This window comes from Mycolicibacterium vinylchloridicum, assembly GCF_013404075.1.
Taxonomy (GTDB): domain Bacteria; phylum Actinomycetota; class Actinomycetes; order Mycobacteriales; family Mycobacteriaceae; genus Mycobacterium; species Mycobacterium vinylchloridicum.
In genome coordinates, this window is sequence record NZ_JACBJQ010000025.1 from 1 (window position 1) to 14563 (window position 14563).

14 protein-coding genes are annotated in these 14563 nt (G+C 66.3%); 7 read left to right on the plus strand and 7 right to left on the minus strand.

All coding sequences use genetic code 11. The annotated features are described in order from the left end of the window. Positions 1–198 precede the first annotated feature (198 nt). The 4 genes from HPC46_RS20380 to HPC46_RS20395 all read right to left on the minus strand — a co-directional run bounded on the left by HPC46_RS20380 (position 199) and on the right by HPC46_RS20395 (position 3679). Positions 199–1164, minus strand: a complete 966-nt coding sequence (locus HPC46_RS20380; RefSeq protein WP_179473366.1) for a phosphotransferase family protein — start codon at positions 1162–1164, stop codon at positions 199–201. Then, positions 1161–1970: an SDR family NAD(P)-dependent oxidoreductase gene (locus tag HPC46_RS20385; RefSeq protein WP_179473232.1), complete on the minus strand. Its 810-nt coding sequence runs from the start codon at positions 1968–1970 to the stop codon at positions 1161–1163. The genes HPC46_RS20380 and HPC46_RS20385 overlap by 4 nt, the downstream gene beginning before the upstream one ends. A 93-nt stretch (positions 1971–2063) precedes the next feature. Continuing rightward, a complete protein-coding gene (locus tag HPC46_RS20390; RefSeq protein WP_179473234.1) occupies positions 2064–3179 on the minus strand; it encodes an NAD-dependent epimerase/dehydratase family protein in 1116 nt (371 codons plus the stop codon). Then, on the minus strand, positions 3179–3679 hold the full coding sequence (locus HPC46_RS20395; protein ID WP_179473236.1) for a nuclear transport factor 2 family protein: 501 nt from the start codon (positions 3677–3679) through the stop codon (positions 3179–3181). The genes HPC46_RS20390 and HPC46_RS20395 overlap by 1 nt, the downstream gene beginning before the upstream one ends. Before the next feature lie 62 nt (positions 3680–3741). On the opposite strand from HPC46_RS20395, the gene HPC46_RS20400 reads away from it, so the two are divergent. The 6 genes from HPC46_RS20400 to HPC46_RS20425 are packed head-to-tail and all read left to right on the plus strand — an operon-like array spanning position 3742 to position 9564. Then, a complete protein-coding gene (locus HPC46_RS20400) occupies positions 3742–4383 on the plus strand; it encodes a TetR/AcrR family transcriptional regulator (RefSeq protein ID WP_179473238.1) in 642 nt (213 codons plus the stop codon). Positions 4384–4424: 41 nt separating this feature from the next. Then, positions 4425–5243, plus strand: a complete 819-nt coding sequence (locus HPC46_RS20405) for a TauD/TfdA dioxygenase family protein (protein WP_179473368.1) — start codon at positions 4425–4427, stop codon at positions 5241–5243. Continuing rightward, positions 5243–6370: an LLM class flavin-dependent oxidoreductase gene (locus HPC46_RS20410; RefSeq protein ID WP_179473240.1), complete on the plus strand. Its 1128-nt coding sequence runs from the start codon at positions 5243–5245 to the stop codon at positions 6368–6370. Before HPC46_RS20405 ends, HPC46_RS20410 begins: the two co-directional genes overlap by 1 nt. Further along, on the plus strand, positions 6367–7536 hold the full coding sequence (locus HPC46_RS20415) for a sulfotransferase family protein (protein ID WP_179473242.1): 1170 nt from the start codon (positions 6367–6369) through the stop codon (positions 7534–7536). Before HPC46_RS20410 ends, HPC46_RS20415 begins: the two co-directional genes overlap by 4 nt. Beyond that, positions 7536–8339, plus strand: a complete 804-nt coding sequence (locus tag HPC46_RS20420; protein ID WP_179473244.1) for a sugar phosphate isomerase/epimerase family protein — start codon at positions 7536–7538, stop codon at positions 8337–8339. Before HPC46_RS20415 ends, HPC46_RS20420 begins: the two co-directional genes overlap by 1 nt. Before the next feature lie 16 nt (positions 8340–8355). Further along, a complete protein-coding gene (locus tag HPC46_RS20425; protein ID WP_179473247.1) occupies positions 8356–9564 on the plus strand; it encodes a DUF1214 domain-containing protein in 1209 nt (402 codons plus the stop codon). 8 nt (positions 9565–9572) lie between these two features. On the opposite strand, the gene HPC46_RS20430 is transcribed toward HPC46_RS20425, so the two are convergent. Further along, complete coding sequence (locus tag HPC46_RS20430; RefSeq protein WP_179473249.1) at positions 9573–10289, minus strand: enoyl-CoA hydratase/isomerase family protein; 717 nt, start codon at positions 10287–10289, stop codon at positions 9573–9575. 72 nt (positions 10290–10361) lie between these two features. Here HPC46_RS20430 and HPC46_RS20435 point away from each other — a divergent pair, with 72 nt between their 5' ends. Then, entirely contained in the window at positions 10362–11888 is a 1527-nt protein-coding gene (locus HPC46_RS20435) for an AMP-binding protein (RefSeq protein WP_179473251.1), read from the plus strand. Between the two features lie 50 nt (positions 11889–11938). Here HPC46_RS20435 and HPC46_RS20440 read toward each other — a convergent pair whose 3' ends face one another. Both HPC46_RS20440 and HPC46_RS20445 read right to left on the minus strand, forming a co-directional pair. Next, on the minus strand, positions 11939–13570 hold the full coding sequence (locus HPC46_RS20440; RefSeq protein ID WP_179473253.1) for an FAD-dependent oxidoreductase: 1632 nt from the start codon (positions 13568–13570) through the stop codon (positions 11939–11941). A gap of 138 nt (positions 13571–13708) precedes the next feature. After that, positions 13709–14410, minus strand: coding sequence for an IclR family transcriptional regulator (locus HPC46_RS20445; protein WP_179473255.1), 702 nt, complete (start codon positions 14408–14410; stop codon positions 13709–13711). Positions 14411–14563: the final 153 nt, after the last annotated feature.

A 14563-nucleotide genomic window follows, 5' to 3' on the forward strand; every position in this document is an offset into this window, starting at 1 on the left:
TTCACGCATTGACCAACCAGCTCCTCATCTTGACCACCAGCAAACCGGGAGACAGCGTCAACACACGCGCACTCATACGCGAGGCAGTCAAACCTCCTACGCGCGCATCTTGACATGAGGCAACAGGAGCGAATCTGGGGATGAATCCGAGACTGTGGAAAACCCTGCACTACTTCGTGGTTCGGGCATCCCGCGCGGCTAGTTCAGGTACTCGCGCGCCTTGGTGAGCAGGACCGGCAGCCGAGCCGCCATCGCCTCCAGCGCCGGGTCGGGTGTGGTCCGCCGCCGATTGTGTTTGACGATCAGCGACCAGGTCGCCGTGGACTTGAAACAGGCCAGGGCCTGGAACCACTCCAGGTGAGATATCGGACGTGCCAACGCGTTCCGGTACTCGTCGACGAGTTCGGTCACCGGCGGTGTCGTCCCGCGGTAGGGCGTGATCCGATCGTAGGTGTCAGGATCGGAGTTGATCAGGAACCAGCCCGCGTCGACGCGCGGGTCGCCGAGCGACCAGATCTCCCAGTCGATCACCGCGGTGATACCCCGCTCGCCGGCCAGCAGATTGCCGAGCCGGAAGTCGCCGTGCACGATCGCCGGAGCCATTGCCGCCGGGACGGATTCGCGCAGAGTGTCGGCGACGTCTCGCCAGCCCGGCGCCAGCTCCGGGTCCACCGTGCCCAGGGTGCGACACCACTTGTCGATCTCAGCGGCCGGTGCGACGACGGGTTCGCCGCTGAGCCCGAGGTCGGCGGGGGAGAGCTTGTGCAGTGCGGCCATCGTTCGGGCGGCGTCCCGGAATCGTTGCGCCACCACGGCCGGCGGTCCCGTGTCGTCGTCGTCGAACAGCGGCTCGACGGAGCTCCCGGCGGAGAACGACATCACGAACAGCGGTGGCACGTCGGGTGGTTCGCCGGCGTCTTCGAAGAGGATCTCCGGTACCGGGACCGCGGTGGCCGATAGCGCGCGGACAATCCTGGCCTGCCGCAGCACATCGCGATGCGCGATCGGCGCCAGGCCGGGCGGGGCGACTTTGATCACGATGCGGCGCCCGGCAAGGTCTGCGGCGAACGTCAGGCTGGAGGCGCCGCCGGCCAGCGGTCGCAGCCCCGAGATGCCGTTGGACGCGAGGCGGAGCGCGAGTTCTTCGAGTAACTCGGTGGTCAGGGCAGCGCGCCGATCTCGCGCAGGAATGTCTGGGTATGCGCGATGCGGCCGGTCAGTGTCGCCGGGTCGCCCGTGCACAGCTCCAGCGCGGTCCGGGTGATCAGCTCGATGTCCTCGGTGTCAGTCTTGGCCAGATCCAGCGTGCCGGCGCCCGGCGTCGCGACGGGGTTGGTCGGAGCCGCGGCATTGACCGCGATGCCGTCGTCGTACAGTTCGGCGGCAAGGCTTTTCGTCATCCGGTTCATCGCCGCCTTCACCGTGCCGTAGATCCCGAACCCGGCGGTGCGGTCGAACTCGGAGAAGGGCGGACCGGCGGGTAGATCCCCACCCACCGACGTCAGGTTGAGCACCCACCCGCGCCCGCGCTCGCGCATCGCCGGAATGGCGAGCTGGGTCAGATGTAGTGGCGCAACCACGTGCATCTCCAACATCAGACGCACCCGACGGTCCGGAAAGTCCTCCAGCGGGCGCAGAAACGTCACGGCGGCGTTGTTGACCACGATGTCAGGGGACCCCACCTGTGCCGACGCTTCGGCGAACAGCCGCTCGCGGTCGTCGACGCTGGACAGGTCGGCCGCGATGGCGATCGCGGTGCCTCCGGCACTTTCGATCTCTGCCTTGGTCTGCATCAGAGAGCCGTCGTACTTCGGATCGGGTTCCGCGGTGCGGGCGGTCAGTACCACCGTGGCTCCCTCGCGCGCGAGCCGCTGGGCGATCGCCTTGCCGAGGCCCCGGCTGCTGCCGGTCACCAATGCCACCTTGTCCGCACACCGTCCGGGCACGTCAGTCGGCTCCTTCCACCACATGCGAGAACCGGTTCCCCGAAAGCGAGAATCACGTTACCCTGCCGTTCGGCACTGCAAAGCCGAATGGGCATCGGGGATTTGGTGCCGCGAGCGCTACTGCTGACGGTCGGCAGTGCCGGCCAGCACCTCCTGGCCGTACTTGCCTGCGATGAAGGTCCACGGATCGGCGTAGCGTCCGCGGCCTTCGTGGCGCCGCTGCCCGGCCAGCGCCAGCCGCATCACCGGCCTGATCAACGGGCCTGCCAGCCCGAGCACGGTCTTCAACGCACCGTTCTGCGCCCCGGCCACCCAGGCCACGGTCTCGGGCCAGCTGTGCACTTGAAAGTCAAGCAGCGCTTGCGATTCCGTGGTGTCATACCAGCCGGTGAAACTCCAGCCCCGATCGTCGTCGGGGTCGCCCGGCAGGCTCGCCGTCGGTCCGAGCCGGCCCAGCCCCATCGCCGACATCATGTCGTCCTCCACGTCGCGATGGGTGTGCACATGGCTATCGTCACCGCCGATGAGCAATACCTTGCCGGCGACGGCCTTGGCGCGCTCGACCCCGTTGGCGAAGGCCAGTGCGACATCGCGGGCATCGACGGTGTGCAGCCGGTTGTCGCCCGGGGTCGCCCGCATCAACACCAGGTAGTCAGTGTTCATCGAGCCGGCGGCGTCCGGGGAGATCACGCCGGCCAGACGCAGCATCGCGTAGGGCAATCCGCTATCGGTGATCACCTTCTCGGCGAGCACCTTGTCCTCGCCGTACTGGTCGATCGGGTTCACCGGTGTCTGCGGGGTGATCAGCTCGGGATGACGATAGGGATTGCGTGAGCCGTACACGGACGCGCTCGATGCCATCAACATGGTCGGCGGCGCCGGCAATGCGGCGGCGGCCTTGACCAGGGCCGTGGTGCCGCCGACGTTGATCCTGCGGGCGAGCTTCGGATTGCGGTATGACGCCGGAGCGAGCATGGCAGCCAGATGCACGATGGCGGTCGGCGGGTGCTCGGTGAGCAGCCGGGCCACCGCATCGCCATCGAGCAGGTCGGCATAGACGGTCAGCAGGGTTCCGGGGTGGCCGGCGTCCGCGAGCCGCGCCGCGACGGCCGTGGATGCCGGCGTCTCCAGATCGGTTGCGATGACGGTATGCCCGCGTTGTAACAGGATCTCGGCGCAGCGTGAGCCGACTTGACCGAATGCTCCGGTGACCAGGACTGTGTGCTGCGACATCAGATCATGCCTCGCTTTCGCGCCAGGCCCGCCGCCGCGTCCCGTAGGCGTGGTGAAATACGGAGGGAGAAAAAGGGATTGAAGACGTCTTCGCGAAGACGGGTCAGCGTGGATGTCTTGATCCGCCACTGCCCGTCGGTCTTCTCGTAGGTCTCGTGGTAGTGGCCGTAGCCTTGCAGGTTGACCCCGGGAGCCAGCCGCACAACGTCGTTGAGTGCCCAGATGCCCGTCGCGGTGGTCGGCGACGTCAATGCGATCTCTGGCGCGTGCACCTGGTGAACCGTTGGCTGCGACGGTTTGCCGAGGGTCTTCTTGATGAACTCGATCATGTTGTCGGCGCCGGTGATGCGCACACCGCCGGACGGAGTGGTGTCACTGACGAAGTCGTCGGTGAAGATCTGGCGCCAGCCGGCCCAGTCCTTGGTGTCGAGCAGGCGGCAGTACCGGGCCTTCAGTTGTTTGATCGCTTCGATATCCGGCCAGTCACCCGCATCGGTCATCGCAACAGGCTAGCGAACGGTCTCCCTTTGGGACACTGAGCAACCCGATTAAACTCGTCCGGATGGTGAAGGCATCGTCTCCGGAGCGCCGCGGTGGTCGGCCCACGCAGGCCGAGGCGGCGGCGCTGCACCAACGCCTGAGGGAGGCGGCGGTCAAGACTTTCCTGGAGAACGGCTACGACGCGACGACGATGGTCGCGATCGCCGAAGCCGCCGGGATCACCAAACCCACGCTCTACGCCCGTTACCCCGACAAGCGGGCAGTCTTCCTCGACGTCATTCCGTGGGCATTCAGCCGGGCTGTGCAGGTCGATACGCCCGACACCGCGCAGGACGAAGATCTGCGGACCGCTCTGGTGGCCGTCGGCGAGGGCGCACTTCGGCATGCGCTGAACCCCGACATTGTCCAATTGCACAAGATCGCCCGCAACGAAGCGCACCGATTTCCCGAGTTCAAACTCAGCGCCGAGTCGCTCGGCTGGGCGAGCCGCCAGCAGCAGGTGATGAACCTGCTTGCACGCCATGTCGAGGCAGGCACCATCGAGGTCGACGACGTCGAACTGACGGCCGAGCACTTTCTGGCCATGGTCGAGATCTTGCCTGCCCGCCTGGCCGATTTCGGCCTCTACCGCAGTCGCAAGGAGGAGCGCCGTCGGCTCCTGCACGCGGTCGATCTCTTCCTGCGGGGAGTGCTCAGCCGCTAGTTCCGGAAAACTTTACGTCGGGGTATAGTTACCGCGTGGCAATGACCCTGTCGGTGGCCGACGTCAAACCCGACATCGCCTCCGAGGTCTTCGCGACCAAGAACGAACTGCTGTCCGGCGTCCATGCCGAAGCGTTGCGCGACCTGCTGGAACGGCGTGGGGTGCTGGTGTTCCCGCGGATCGGCTTCAGTGATTCCGAGCAGGTCGAATTCACCAAGACCCTGGGCACATTCGCCGCCGAACGCACCGGTGAACAGGTTTACTCCGTCACGCTGGACACGAAGATCAACCAGCTGGCCGACTACCTCAAAGGGTCGCTCTATTGGCATATCGACGGAACCATGAACGACGTGCCGATCCGGGCTTCGCTGCTGACCAGCAAGGTCGTCTGCCCGGACGGCAGCGGTGACACCGAGTTCGCCAATACCTATGCGGCCTACGATGCGCTCGAGGATGCGGACAAACAGGCGCTCGAGTCGCTGCGGGTGATCCACTCCGCGTGGAACACGCTCTTCTACTACGAACCCGAACCGCGCCTCGAGACACTGCGGACGATGATGGCGATCGGCGACCGCGAACTGCCGCTGGTGTGGACCCATCGCTCCGGGCGCAAGTCACTGGTGCTGGGATGCACGGCTCGCCACGTAGTCGACATGGATTTCCGAAAGAGTGCCGAACTCCTTGTCCGCTTGCGGGATTGGGCCACCCGGCCCGAGTTCGTGTACCGGCACCACTGGTCGGTCGGCGACTTGGTGATCTGGGACAACACCGGAACCATGCACCGCGCCACGCCCTACGATCCGGCGTCCGGCAGGCTGCTGCACCGCACCAAGCTGGAAGGCGAGGAGCCGTTCGCCTGATGGACGTCAAGCCCGCCGCGTTCCTGCGCACGACCCTTCCGCTGGACCTGTCGTGTCTGCCGGATCTGGACAGCGGCCGGTACCACTCGGTCTGGCTGCCCGATCATATGGTGAGCTTTTGGCCGGATGCCCTGTGGACGCCGGAATTCACCGACCTGGCAACGGTATCGCGGTCGCCGCATCGCCATCTCGACGGTATGGCGGTCGCTGCGGCCGCGGCTGCGCTCACATCGAAGGTGCCATTGGCGACCAGCGTGGTCGACACCGTTCGTCGCCATCCGGCCCTGCTCGCACAGAGCGCGCTGACGGTCGACCACCTGTCCCGCGGCCGGTTCATTCTCGGCCTCGGCAGCGGCGAGGCCGAGAACATCGTCCCGTACGGGTTCGAGTTTGCCAGGCCGGTGAGCCGTTTCGAGGAGGCGCTCAAAGTCATTCGCCTGCTGTGGGATAACGAAGACCCGGTCGATTTCGCAGGCGAGTTCTACCGGCTGGAGCACGCGCGGCTGGACACCGAACCCTACGAGGGGCGATTCCCGCCGATCTGGATCGGCGCCAGCGGACCCCGGATGCTGGAGATCGTCGGGCGCTATGCCGACGGCTGGTGGCCGGCCGGCGCGTGGTCTCCCGACCACTACGCGGAGATGCTCGGCGCGGTGCGTACGTCGGCCGAACGGGCCGGCCGTGATCCGATGGCGATCACCCCATGTTTCGTTCAGGTGTGCCTGATCGGTGCGGACGACGCCGCGATCGAGCGGATCGTCCATGCGCCACTGGTGGCGAGTTTTCTGCTCCAAGTGTCGGCTGAGGTCCTGCGCCGCTTCGGTTTTGACCACCCGATGGGTGACGACTGGGGTGGGTTCCACGACATCAACCCCGCGACCATCACCCGGGAGCGCATCCTCGACTTCCTCGGTCGAGTCGACCCCGAGGCGATCTTGGCTCTCGTGCCGCACGGCACGCCGACCGAGGTGGCGCGGGCCATCAAGGCGTACGTCGATGCCGGACTGCGGGTTCCCAAGATCCTCGACTACAGCCCGATGGCCGGACTGGAATTCGGTGCGGTGTCGGTGGCCAACGTGCGAAGGACGGAAGACGAATTGCTGAGACTGTGTGGAGAATCGTCGTGACGGCCGGACTGGATGCCGCCGACCTGCTGGCCCGCGCGAAGGCCTCGACCGGCTGCGACGACTTCGGTGACCCGACTCTGCCTGAGCGGTTCGCGCAGGCGGTCGACCACCTCAACGGTATCGGGCTGGACGCCAACGGAATTACCCAAGCCGACCGGGTGTGCCATTGGCTGCTCACCTCGCGCTTGGAACTCTTCGCCGACCGGACCCGCTTCCCGATCGCCGATGAGGTGATCGAGCGGCCGATGTTCGTGACCGGCGAACCACGCTCGGGTACCACGCTCATGCACGCGCTGATGTCGGTCGATCCACACGCGCGGGCGTTGCGGTTCTGGGAGGTGATGTACCCCTCGCCGCCGCCCGGCCTGGCCGGGCCGGACGATCCGCGCCGCGCCGCGGCCGACGCCGACTGGCGCGAGATCAACGCCAAGATGCCCAAGTGGCTGCACAGCCATCCGTACAACGACATGCTCGGTGACGGACTGCCCGAAGACGAACGCACGTGGGCCTTCGACTTTCGGGTGATGACCCCCACTGCGTGGTGGCGGGTGCCGATGCAAACGCTGGTGGGTGGGCTGCCGACGGATCCCGCTGCGCAATACCGCATCCACAAGGCGATGCTGCAACAGTTCCAGTACAAACGGGAGGCCAAGTACTGGGTGTTGAAGGGGTTCCACGGATTTCGCCTGGAGGCGTTCTTCGGCACCTATCCCGACGCGAACCTGCTGTGGCTGCATCGTGACCCGGTACAGGTCGCGGCGTCGCGGACGATGATGATGGCCGACATCCTCGACGGCATCGTCGGACCGGTCGATCTGCACGTCGAGGCGAAGAAGCATCTCGAGATGACCAGAGCCAGCATTACCAACACGATGACGTCACCGATGGTGGACGATCCCCGCATCATGCACATCCCGTACACCGATTTCATCGCCGACCCGATCGGAACCGTGCGGGCCTACTACGCCTTCTGCGGGCGCACGCTGACCGGGGAGGCCGGCGCGGCGATGCGGGACTACCTGGCCAACAACCGCGGGGATCGGTACGGGAAATTTCACTACTCGACCTCGCTGCTGACCGGTATCGGCGAGAACCTCGATGATCTGCACGCCGAATTCGCTCCGTTCCGGGAGCGCTTCGGGGTGCGGATCGAAAAGCGGGACTGATGCACGAGCGCGTATCGGTGCACGACGTCACGTTCTTTGGTGCGAGTCCGGCCGAATTACAGCGCAATTGGGCGGCGTTGGGTGTGCGGCGCCTCAGCGCGATCGATACCCAGTTCCTCGAACCCGAATTCCGGCGCATGCTCGACGGCGGCGAGTATCTGATCCACGCGATCTGCCACGTGTTCTCCTCCGGTCGGGTGCCGGTCGACGAGGCGTCGGTCAATGCTGCCCGCACCGCGCTGTCGCGCTTGATCGAGGCCGCCGCCGACAGCGGGGCAACGTGTATCTACATGCTCACCGGGGGCCGCGGCGAATTCAGCTGGCAGCAGGCGGCCGAACGGTTCAGCAGGGCAATCGAGCCCTGTGTGCGCGAGGCGTCCCAGGCCGGAGTCAGCCTGGCCATCGAGAACGCGTCCAGCCTGTACGCCGACCTTCATATCGCGCACAGCCTGCGCGATACGATCACCCTTGCCGACGCGGCCGGACTGGACATCTGTGTCGACCTGTTTCACTGCTGGGCCGAGGCCGATCTCACGGACCTGCTCAGATCCGCGCTTCCGCGGACACGACTCATCCAGTTGAGTGACTATGTCCTGGGCGATCGCGCATTGCCGGCGCGGGCGGTGCCCGGCGACGGTGCGATTCCGGTCGAAACCTTTGTGGCCCAGGCATTGGCTGACGGCTATCAGTTCGGTTTCGACCTGGAGCTACTGGGGCCACGCATCGACGCGGAAGGGAGATTGGCGGCGGCCCGGCGGGGTTGCGAGGTGGTGGGTGCAATGCTCGATCGGCTCGGCGGCTGAGAGCAGGAGGAGACCTGTGGCGTTCGGCGACGGTGCGGACGACGCGGCGTTGGATGCCGCGTGGAGCGAGTTCTGCGATCGGCTCAAGGCTGCGGGCCGGCACGCGTTCAAGGACCTGAACGCGACATCGGATCTGCAGCGCACCGACGCCTTCCGCTTTCTCACCCAAAACCTGGGCCAGGCCTTCGATCTGGCGCTCGAGACCCGCGATCCGCGTTATCCCACCATCCACGCCTTCTGCAATCCGGCCCGCAAGCTGGGTGGCGATTGCGCGGATTTCACCTACCAGCAAGCCTGGATCGACGGCGAGTCGACGTACCGCATGGCCGGAACACAGGGAACCGCATCATTTTTCAATGTGACTGTGCAAGGTGCCCGGCCGAGCGGTCCACAGGTCCTGCACGAGCCGTTCGGTGACGTTCCGGAGGCCAACGTCTTCGGCCATCAACTCCACGTCGAACCCGACGGCACGTTCGAGCTCTACATCGGCGGAGCCGAGCGGGGCCCGAACTGGCTGCCGACGACTGCCGAGTCGCGCAAGCTGTTCATCCGCCAGGGCTTCGATCACTGGGACGAGCGGCCCTGGCAGTTGCGCATCGAGCGCGTCGACATGGACACACCCAAGCCGGTCCCGAGGGCTGCGGACATGATCGACGCCATGGGTTGGGCGGGGGACTTCGTCACCGGATTGATGACCAGCTGGCCCGAATTCCCGTTCACCTACGGTGGTGTCGACAGCGAGCAGCCGAATCGCTTTCCGGCGACGGGCGCCACTGACGCGGACAGCAAGCGCGGCCGGACGGCGGCGAACATGTATTGGAAACTCGGGCCTGACGACGCGCTCATCGTCGAATTCGAGGCGCACGAGGGGCTGTGGATGGTCACCAACATGGGGGCGTTCTTCACCAGTATGGACTTCCTGTACCGCCCGGTGAGCTACACACCGAGCCGGACGTCGACCGACAACGACGGCAAGATTCGTTTGGTTCTGGCCCACGACGACCCGGGCGTGCACAATTGGCTGGACACCCAGGGCTTCGAACGCGGCAACCTCACCTACCGGCACATGCTCGACGGGCAGCCCGCCGTGTTGAGCACCCGGCTGGTGAAGCGGGGCGAGCTCGACGGTGCGTTACCGCCGGATACCAAGCGGGTCACCAGCTCTGAGCGCGCCGAGCAGCTGTGGGCCCGTTTCAACGGGGTGCGCGGCAGGTTCCCGCTGTGATGCGGGCTTTACTTGGAGCGGTTCATCACTCGATCGGCCGCGGCCCAGTGTTCATCGGACACCCAGAGTTCGGCGAACGCGTTGATGGCCTCGGTGGGCGTCACGCCGGCGATCACCTTCTTGATCGGCCCGGCCGATCGGTTCGCCAACGACCTTGCCAGCGTGCGCCATTCGTCGTCGAACGAGGCACGGGAGACGACCCGGTCGATCAGACCCCAGTGTTCGGCCTCTCCCGCGGTGAGAACCGTGCCGGATCCCGCGAGCAGCAAGGCCTTGCTCTTGCCGACCAGTGCGGCCAGCCGCTCGGCGCCACCCCAGGCCGGCATGATCTCCAGGGACACCTGGTTGAAACCGATCTTGATGTCGTCGGCGGCCACCCGGATGTCGGCGGCCACGGCGACTTCGGCGCCGCCACCGAGGGCATGACCGTTGAGTGCGGCGATCACGGGGGCGGGGAAGCCGGCGATGCGGTCACAGATGGCACGCATCCGGGACGCCATCGCGGCGGCCTCCTCGATGGTGCGCAGTGCGCTGAGTTCCTTGAGGTCGCCACCGGAGACGAAGGCCCGATCCCCGCCGCCGCGGATGACCATGGCCTGCGCCCCGGCCGCGGCGTCGAGGGCTTCTTCGAGCTCGCCCATGGTCGACAGCGCGATCGCGTTGCGGGCATGCGGCCGATCGATCGTGAGGACCACGAGCCCGTCGCTCCACTCCAGGTCGACCATAATTCGTTCTCCAATTTCGGTATTGGCATTCTCGATGACGGAGAATAGCATCGCCAGTCGGAGGTGCTGCAGTTGAGGAATATCCCGGTTGAGCTGAGCAAACGCTACATCGAGGAGGGCTGGTGGACGCCGGACACCCTCGGTGAGCTTCTCGCCCGCGGGCTCGCGGCCAGCCCCGATACGGGTTTCTGGGTGCACTCCGCGGTGCGGCCGTTCAGCGGAACGTTCCGCGACGTGGAGATCCAAGCGCGCCGGCTGGCAGCTGGGCTGTGGGCGCGCGGGGTAGGGCCCGGCGACGTGATCGCCTTCCAACTACCGAACTGGGTCGAGGCGGCGGTGACGTTCTGGGCATCGTCGTTCCTGGGCGCCGTCGTCGTGCCGATCGTGCACTTCTACGGGCGCAAGGAGCTCACCCACATCATCGGCACGGCGCGGCCCAAGGTCTTCATCAGCACCGAGAGCTTCGGCCACATGATGTTTCAGCCGGATCTGTGCGCCGATGTCCCGATCGTGGGGCTGGTCGGCAAGGATTTCGATGAGCTCCTGGCCGACGAGCCGATGGTCGGTGAGTTGCATACCGACCCGGCCGGTCCGGCGCTCATCGCGTTCACCTCCGGGACAACCCGCGATCCCAAGGGCGTGATCCACAGTCACCAGACGCTCGGCTTCGAAACCCGCCAGCTGCTGGAGAACTACGCGCCCGACCGCGGCAGGCAGATCACTGCCACTCCTGTCGGCCACTTCATCGGCATGGTCGGGGCCTTCCTGATTCCCGTTCTCGAGGGTGCGCCCATTGACCTGACCGACGTCTGGGATCCCAGCCGAGTGCTGGAATTGATGGAGTCCGAGGGGATGTCGATCGGCGGCGGCCCACCGTACTTCGTCACCAGCCTGCTCGACCATCCCCAGTTCACCGAGTCGCACATGAGCCGGATCAAGCATGTCGGGCTGGGTGGGTCGACGGTGCCGGCCGCGGTGACCCGGCGACTGGCCGATCGGGGGGTGCACGTCTTCCGGTCGTATGGCAGCACCGAACACCCCTCGATCACCGGATCCCGGCCTGATGCTCCCGAGGACAAGCGGCTGCTGACCGACGGGGACGCCCGGCCCGGCGTCGAGGTGCGGCTCACGGAAGACGGCGAGATCCTCTCCCGTGGACCGGATCTGTGCCTGGGCTACACCGACGACGCGCTGACGGCGAAGTCCTTCGACGACGAGGGCTGGTACCACACCGGTGACATCGGTGTCCTCGACGAAGACGGGTACCTGACCATCACCGACCGCAAGGCCGACGTCATCATCCGCGGTGGGGAGAACATCAGCGCACTCGAAGTCGAGGAGCTGTTGCTGAGCATGCCCGCGGTGGCCGAAGCGGTGGTGGTGGCTGCCCCCGACGCTCGCCTCGGCGAGCACACTGCCGCGGTGCTGCGCATCAAGGAGGGGCACAGCATGCCGAGCCTTGCGGAGGTGCGTGCCCACTTCGAGAGTTGCGGGGCGGCACGGCAGAAGTGGCCCGAGGAGTTGCACGAGGTGGCCGACTATCCGCGCACCGCCAGCGGCAAGGTGCAGAAGTACTTGGTGCGCAACAACTTGCGTTGATTCAGAACTCAGAGCGAACTTTCGGCCGAAAGCTCGCCCTCAGTTCTGGATCAACGAGCGGCGGCCAGGCCCGCCCGGTAGCCGAACACCATGGCAGGGCCCAACGTTCCGCCGGCCCCGCCGTAGGCCCGTCCGGTCACGCCCGCCATCGCGTTGCCGGCGGCGAACAATCCGGGGATCGGCTTACCGCTGACGTGCAGCACCCGGCCGTCACGGTCGGTCCGCGGGCCGCCCTTGGTGCCCATGGCGCCGATGCCGACCGGCACGGCGTAGTACGGTGCGGTGTCCAGCGGGCCGAGGGTCTGCAGTGCGGGTGTGGCCGCCGAGTTGTCACCCCAGTAGCCGTCGTATGCGCTTGCACCACGGCCGAATTCAGGGTCGACCTCATTTGCGACGTTGTCGTTCCATGCGGCCAAGGTGGCGGCCAGGCCGTCGGCGTCGATGCCGGTCTTCTCCTCCAGCTCGGCCAGCGTCGTCGACTTGTTGAACCAGTCGGGTGCCTCGCCGCCGGGTTCGACGCCGAGGAAGCCGTACCGCTTGAGGTGCTGGTCGTCGAACACGATCCAGGCCGGATCGTTGACGTATCCGAACCGGGGGTCGAGCTGGTGGAACGGACCGGACATCGAGTTGTACTCGCCGGCCTCGTTGAGGAAGCGCTTTCCGGCCCGGTTGACGATGATGCTGCGCGGCCGGGTGCGCTCCAGACGCACACTGCGGCTGCGTGGTTTGCCGCCCAAGGTGTCACCGGGGATCTGGATGACGGGCACCCACCACGCCTCACCCATGTTGGCCAGGTCGGCGCCGTGTGCCATCGCCATCCGCAGGCCGTCACCGGTGTTGTTCGGCGGCGACACCGGGCCGCGTAACGGCCCGCGCAGATAGGCCTCGACCAGGCGCTCATCCCACTCGAACCCGCCGGTGCCGAGGATCACCGCCTTGTTGGCTTTGACCAGTATCTCCTTGTCGCCCAGCGCAATTCGTACTCCGGCGATACCCGATGCCGAACCGACCAGCTCGACGGCACGGGCGTCGGTCACCGGGGTGACGCCGAGGTCCAGCAGCCCCTTGAGCAGGCCGGCGATCAGTGCGGTACCGGCGACGCAGTAGTCGCCGTCCATATCGTCGACGGCGGCGTGGATGCGGGCCCGGGTCTCGGCGTCGATGCCGACATTGCTGAAATCGATGGGGAATGACGTTATGCGCGAAGCCCATTCGCCGATCGTGGCTAGGTCGAACGGCTTGGCGTTCAACGACCGCCCGCCGCCGGGCTGTCCACCCGGAAGCTCCGGCTTGTAGTCGGGGAAGCCCTCGGCGACCTCGAACTGCAGTGCACTGTGTGCCTCGATGTAGTCCAGCATTTCCGGGCCGGTGCGCACGAACGTCTCGACCAATTCACGGTCCATGACACCCAGCGATTGGGCCTCAAGGTATTTCAGTGCATCGTCGACGGTCAGCTCGCCGGCCGCGGCCCGGTTGTGTGCGGGAATCCATGCGATGCCGCCCGATACCGCGGTGGTGCCGCCGACCGTCGAGGCTTTCTCGAACACCGCCACCGACGCGCCCTCGGCACTGGCGACCAGTGCCGCCGTCAGGCCGGCCGCGCCGGTGCCGAGCACCACGACGTCGGCTTCCTGGTCCCACGTAGGTGGGCCGAATGGGCCTGAGTCCCACGTGTGCGCCATCGCCTTCACTCCTATTGCCGCACACGGGTATTGGCGTGTGCACTTATCGAACGCGGGTGTTCGTTGTTGTCACGCTAATGACGTCGCTCATGCGGTGTCAAGCGCCCGAACCGGCATTTGCCCAGTTCAGCGCCTCGCTTAACTGAGCACTGCCGAAAGCCGTTGGGCCGCCGTGATGGCCGCTTCCCGGCCGTGCAGCACGACGTCTTCGCGGTGCGAGATCACGTTGATGCAGGTGTGTGGCGAGTTGGGGGGCCGGTGAACCGGGACCGCAAGACCGTAGGTGTTGGGCTCGACCTCGCCGTAGGTGATGATCCAGCCCTGCTCGCGGGCGCGGGTCACCAGCGGGCGCTCGCCGGGCCGCGGCGGCATGCTGGCCAGCAGTGCGATACCGGCCGCGCCACGGTCGAGCGGATAGCGGCTGCCCTCGTGGAACGACAGCTGATACGACACCCGGGTCGGCACGATCACGGCGATCGCGACCTGTTGATCACCCTCGGCGACCAGCAGCGACACCGTCGTCCCGAGTTCGTCGGCGAGCCCCCGCAGCGTCGGCAACGACAGCTCGCGCACGTTGTTGTCGAACGACGCACCCAGCGCCGCCAGGCCGGCGGCCGCCCGGAACCGGCCATCCTCGGCCTTGGCCACCAGCCGGTAGGAGGCCAGGGTGCTCAGCAGCCGGTAGGCAATGGTCCGGTGCACCCCGATGTGGTCGGCGACCTGCTGGATGGTCAGTCCGCCCTGCGCGGCCGCGACCAGCTGCAATGCGTGCAGGCCGCGGGCCAGGGTCTGTGACCCCGGGGCAGCGCTGACCGGGCTTTCGGTGGGTGTCTGAGTCATGTCGTCCCCGTGGCTGAGGTGCGAAATCGGGATCGAGCCACCCCGAAGTGCCTTGACAGACGGCACTCCGAGAGTGATGCTCTTAAACTATCGCACACCATAGTTCAATAATTACACATACCGCTTACAAAAAGCGAGAATCCCATTATCACC

Coding starts and splice junctions, on each gene's coding strand:
- HPC46_RS20385 (WP_179473232.1), bottom strand. CDS start 1,970: ATGTGGTGGAAGGAGCCGACTGACGTGCCCGGACGGTGTGCGGACAAG.
- HPC46_RS20390 (WP_179473234.1), bottom strand. CDS start 3,179: ATGTCGCAGCACACAGTCCTGGTCACCGGAGCATTCGGTCAAGTCGGC.
- HPC46_RS20395 (WP_179473236.1), bottom strand. CDS start 3,679: ATGACCGATGCGGGTGACTGGCCGGATATCGAAGCGATCAAACAACTG.
- HPC46_RS20400 (WP_179473238.1), top strand. CDS start 3,742: ATGGTGAAGGCATCGTCTCCGGAGCGCCGCGGTGGTCGGCCCACGCAG.
- HPC46_RS20405 (WP_179473368.1), top strand. CDS start 4,425: ATGACCCTGTCGGTGGCCGACGTCAAACCCGACATCGCCTCCGAGGTC.
- HPC46_RS20410 (WP_179473240.1), top strand. CDS start 5,243: ATGGACGTCAAGCCCGCCGCGTTCCTGCGCACGACCCTTCCGCTGGAC.
- HPC46_RS20420 (WP_179473244.1), top strand. CDS start 7,536: ATGCACGAGCGCGTATCGGTGCACGACGTCACGTTCTTTGGTGCGAGT.
- HPC46_RS20430 (WP_179473249.1), bottom strand. CDS start 10,289: ATGGTCGACCTGGAGTGGAGCGACGGGCTCGTGGTCCTCACGATCGAT.
- HPC46_RS20440 (WP_179473253.1), bottom strand. CDS start 13,570: ATGGCGCACACGTGGGACTCAGGCCCATTCGGCCCACCTACGTGGGAC.
- HPC46_RS20445 (WP_179473255.1), bottom strand. CDS start 14,410: ATGACTCAGACACCCACCGAAAGCCCGGTCAGCGCTGCCCCGGGGTCA.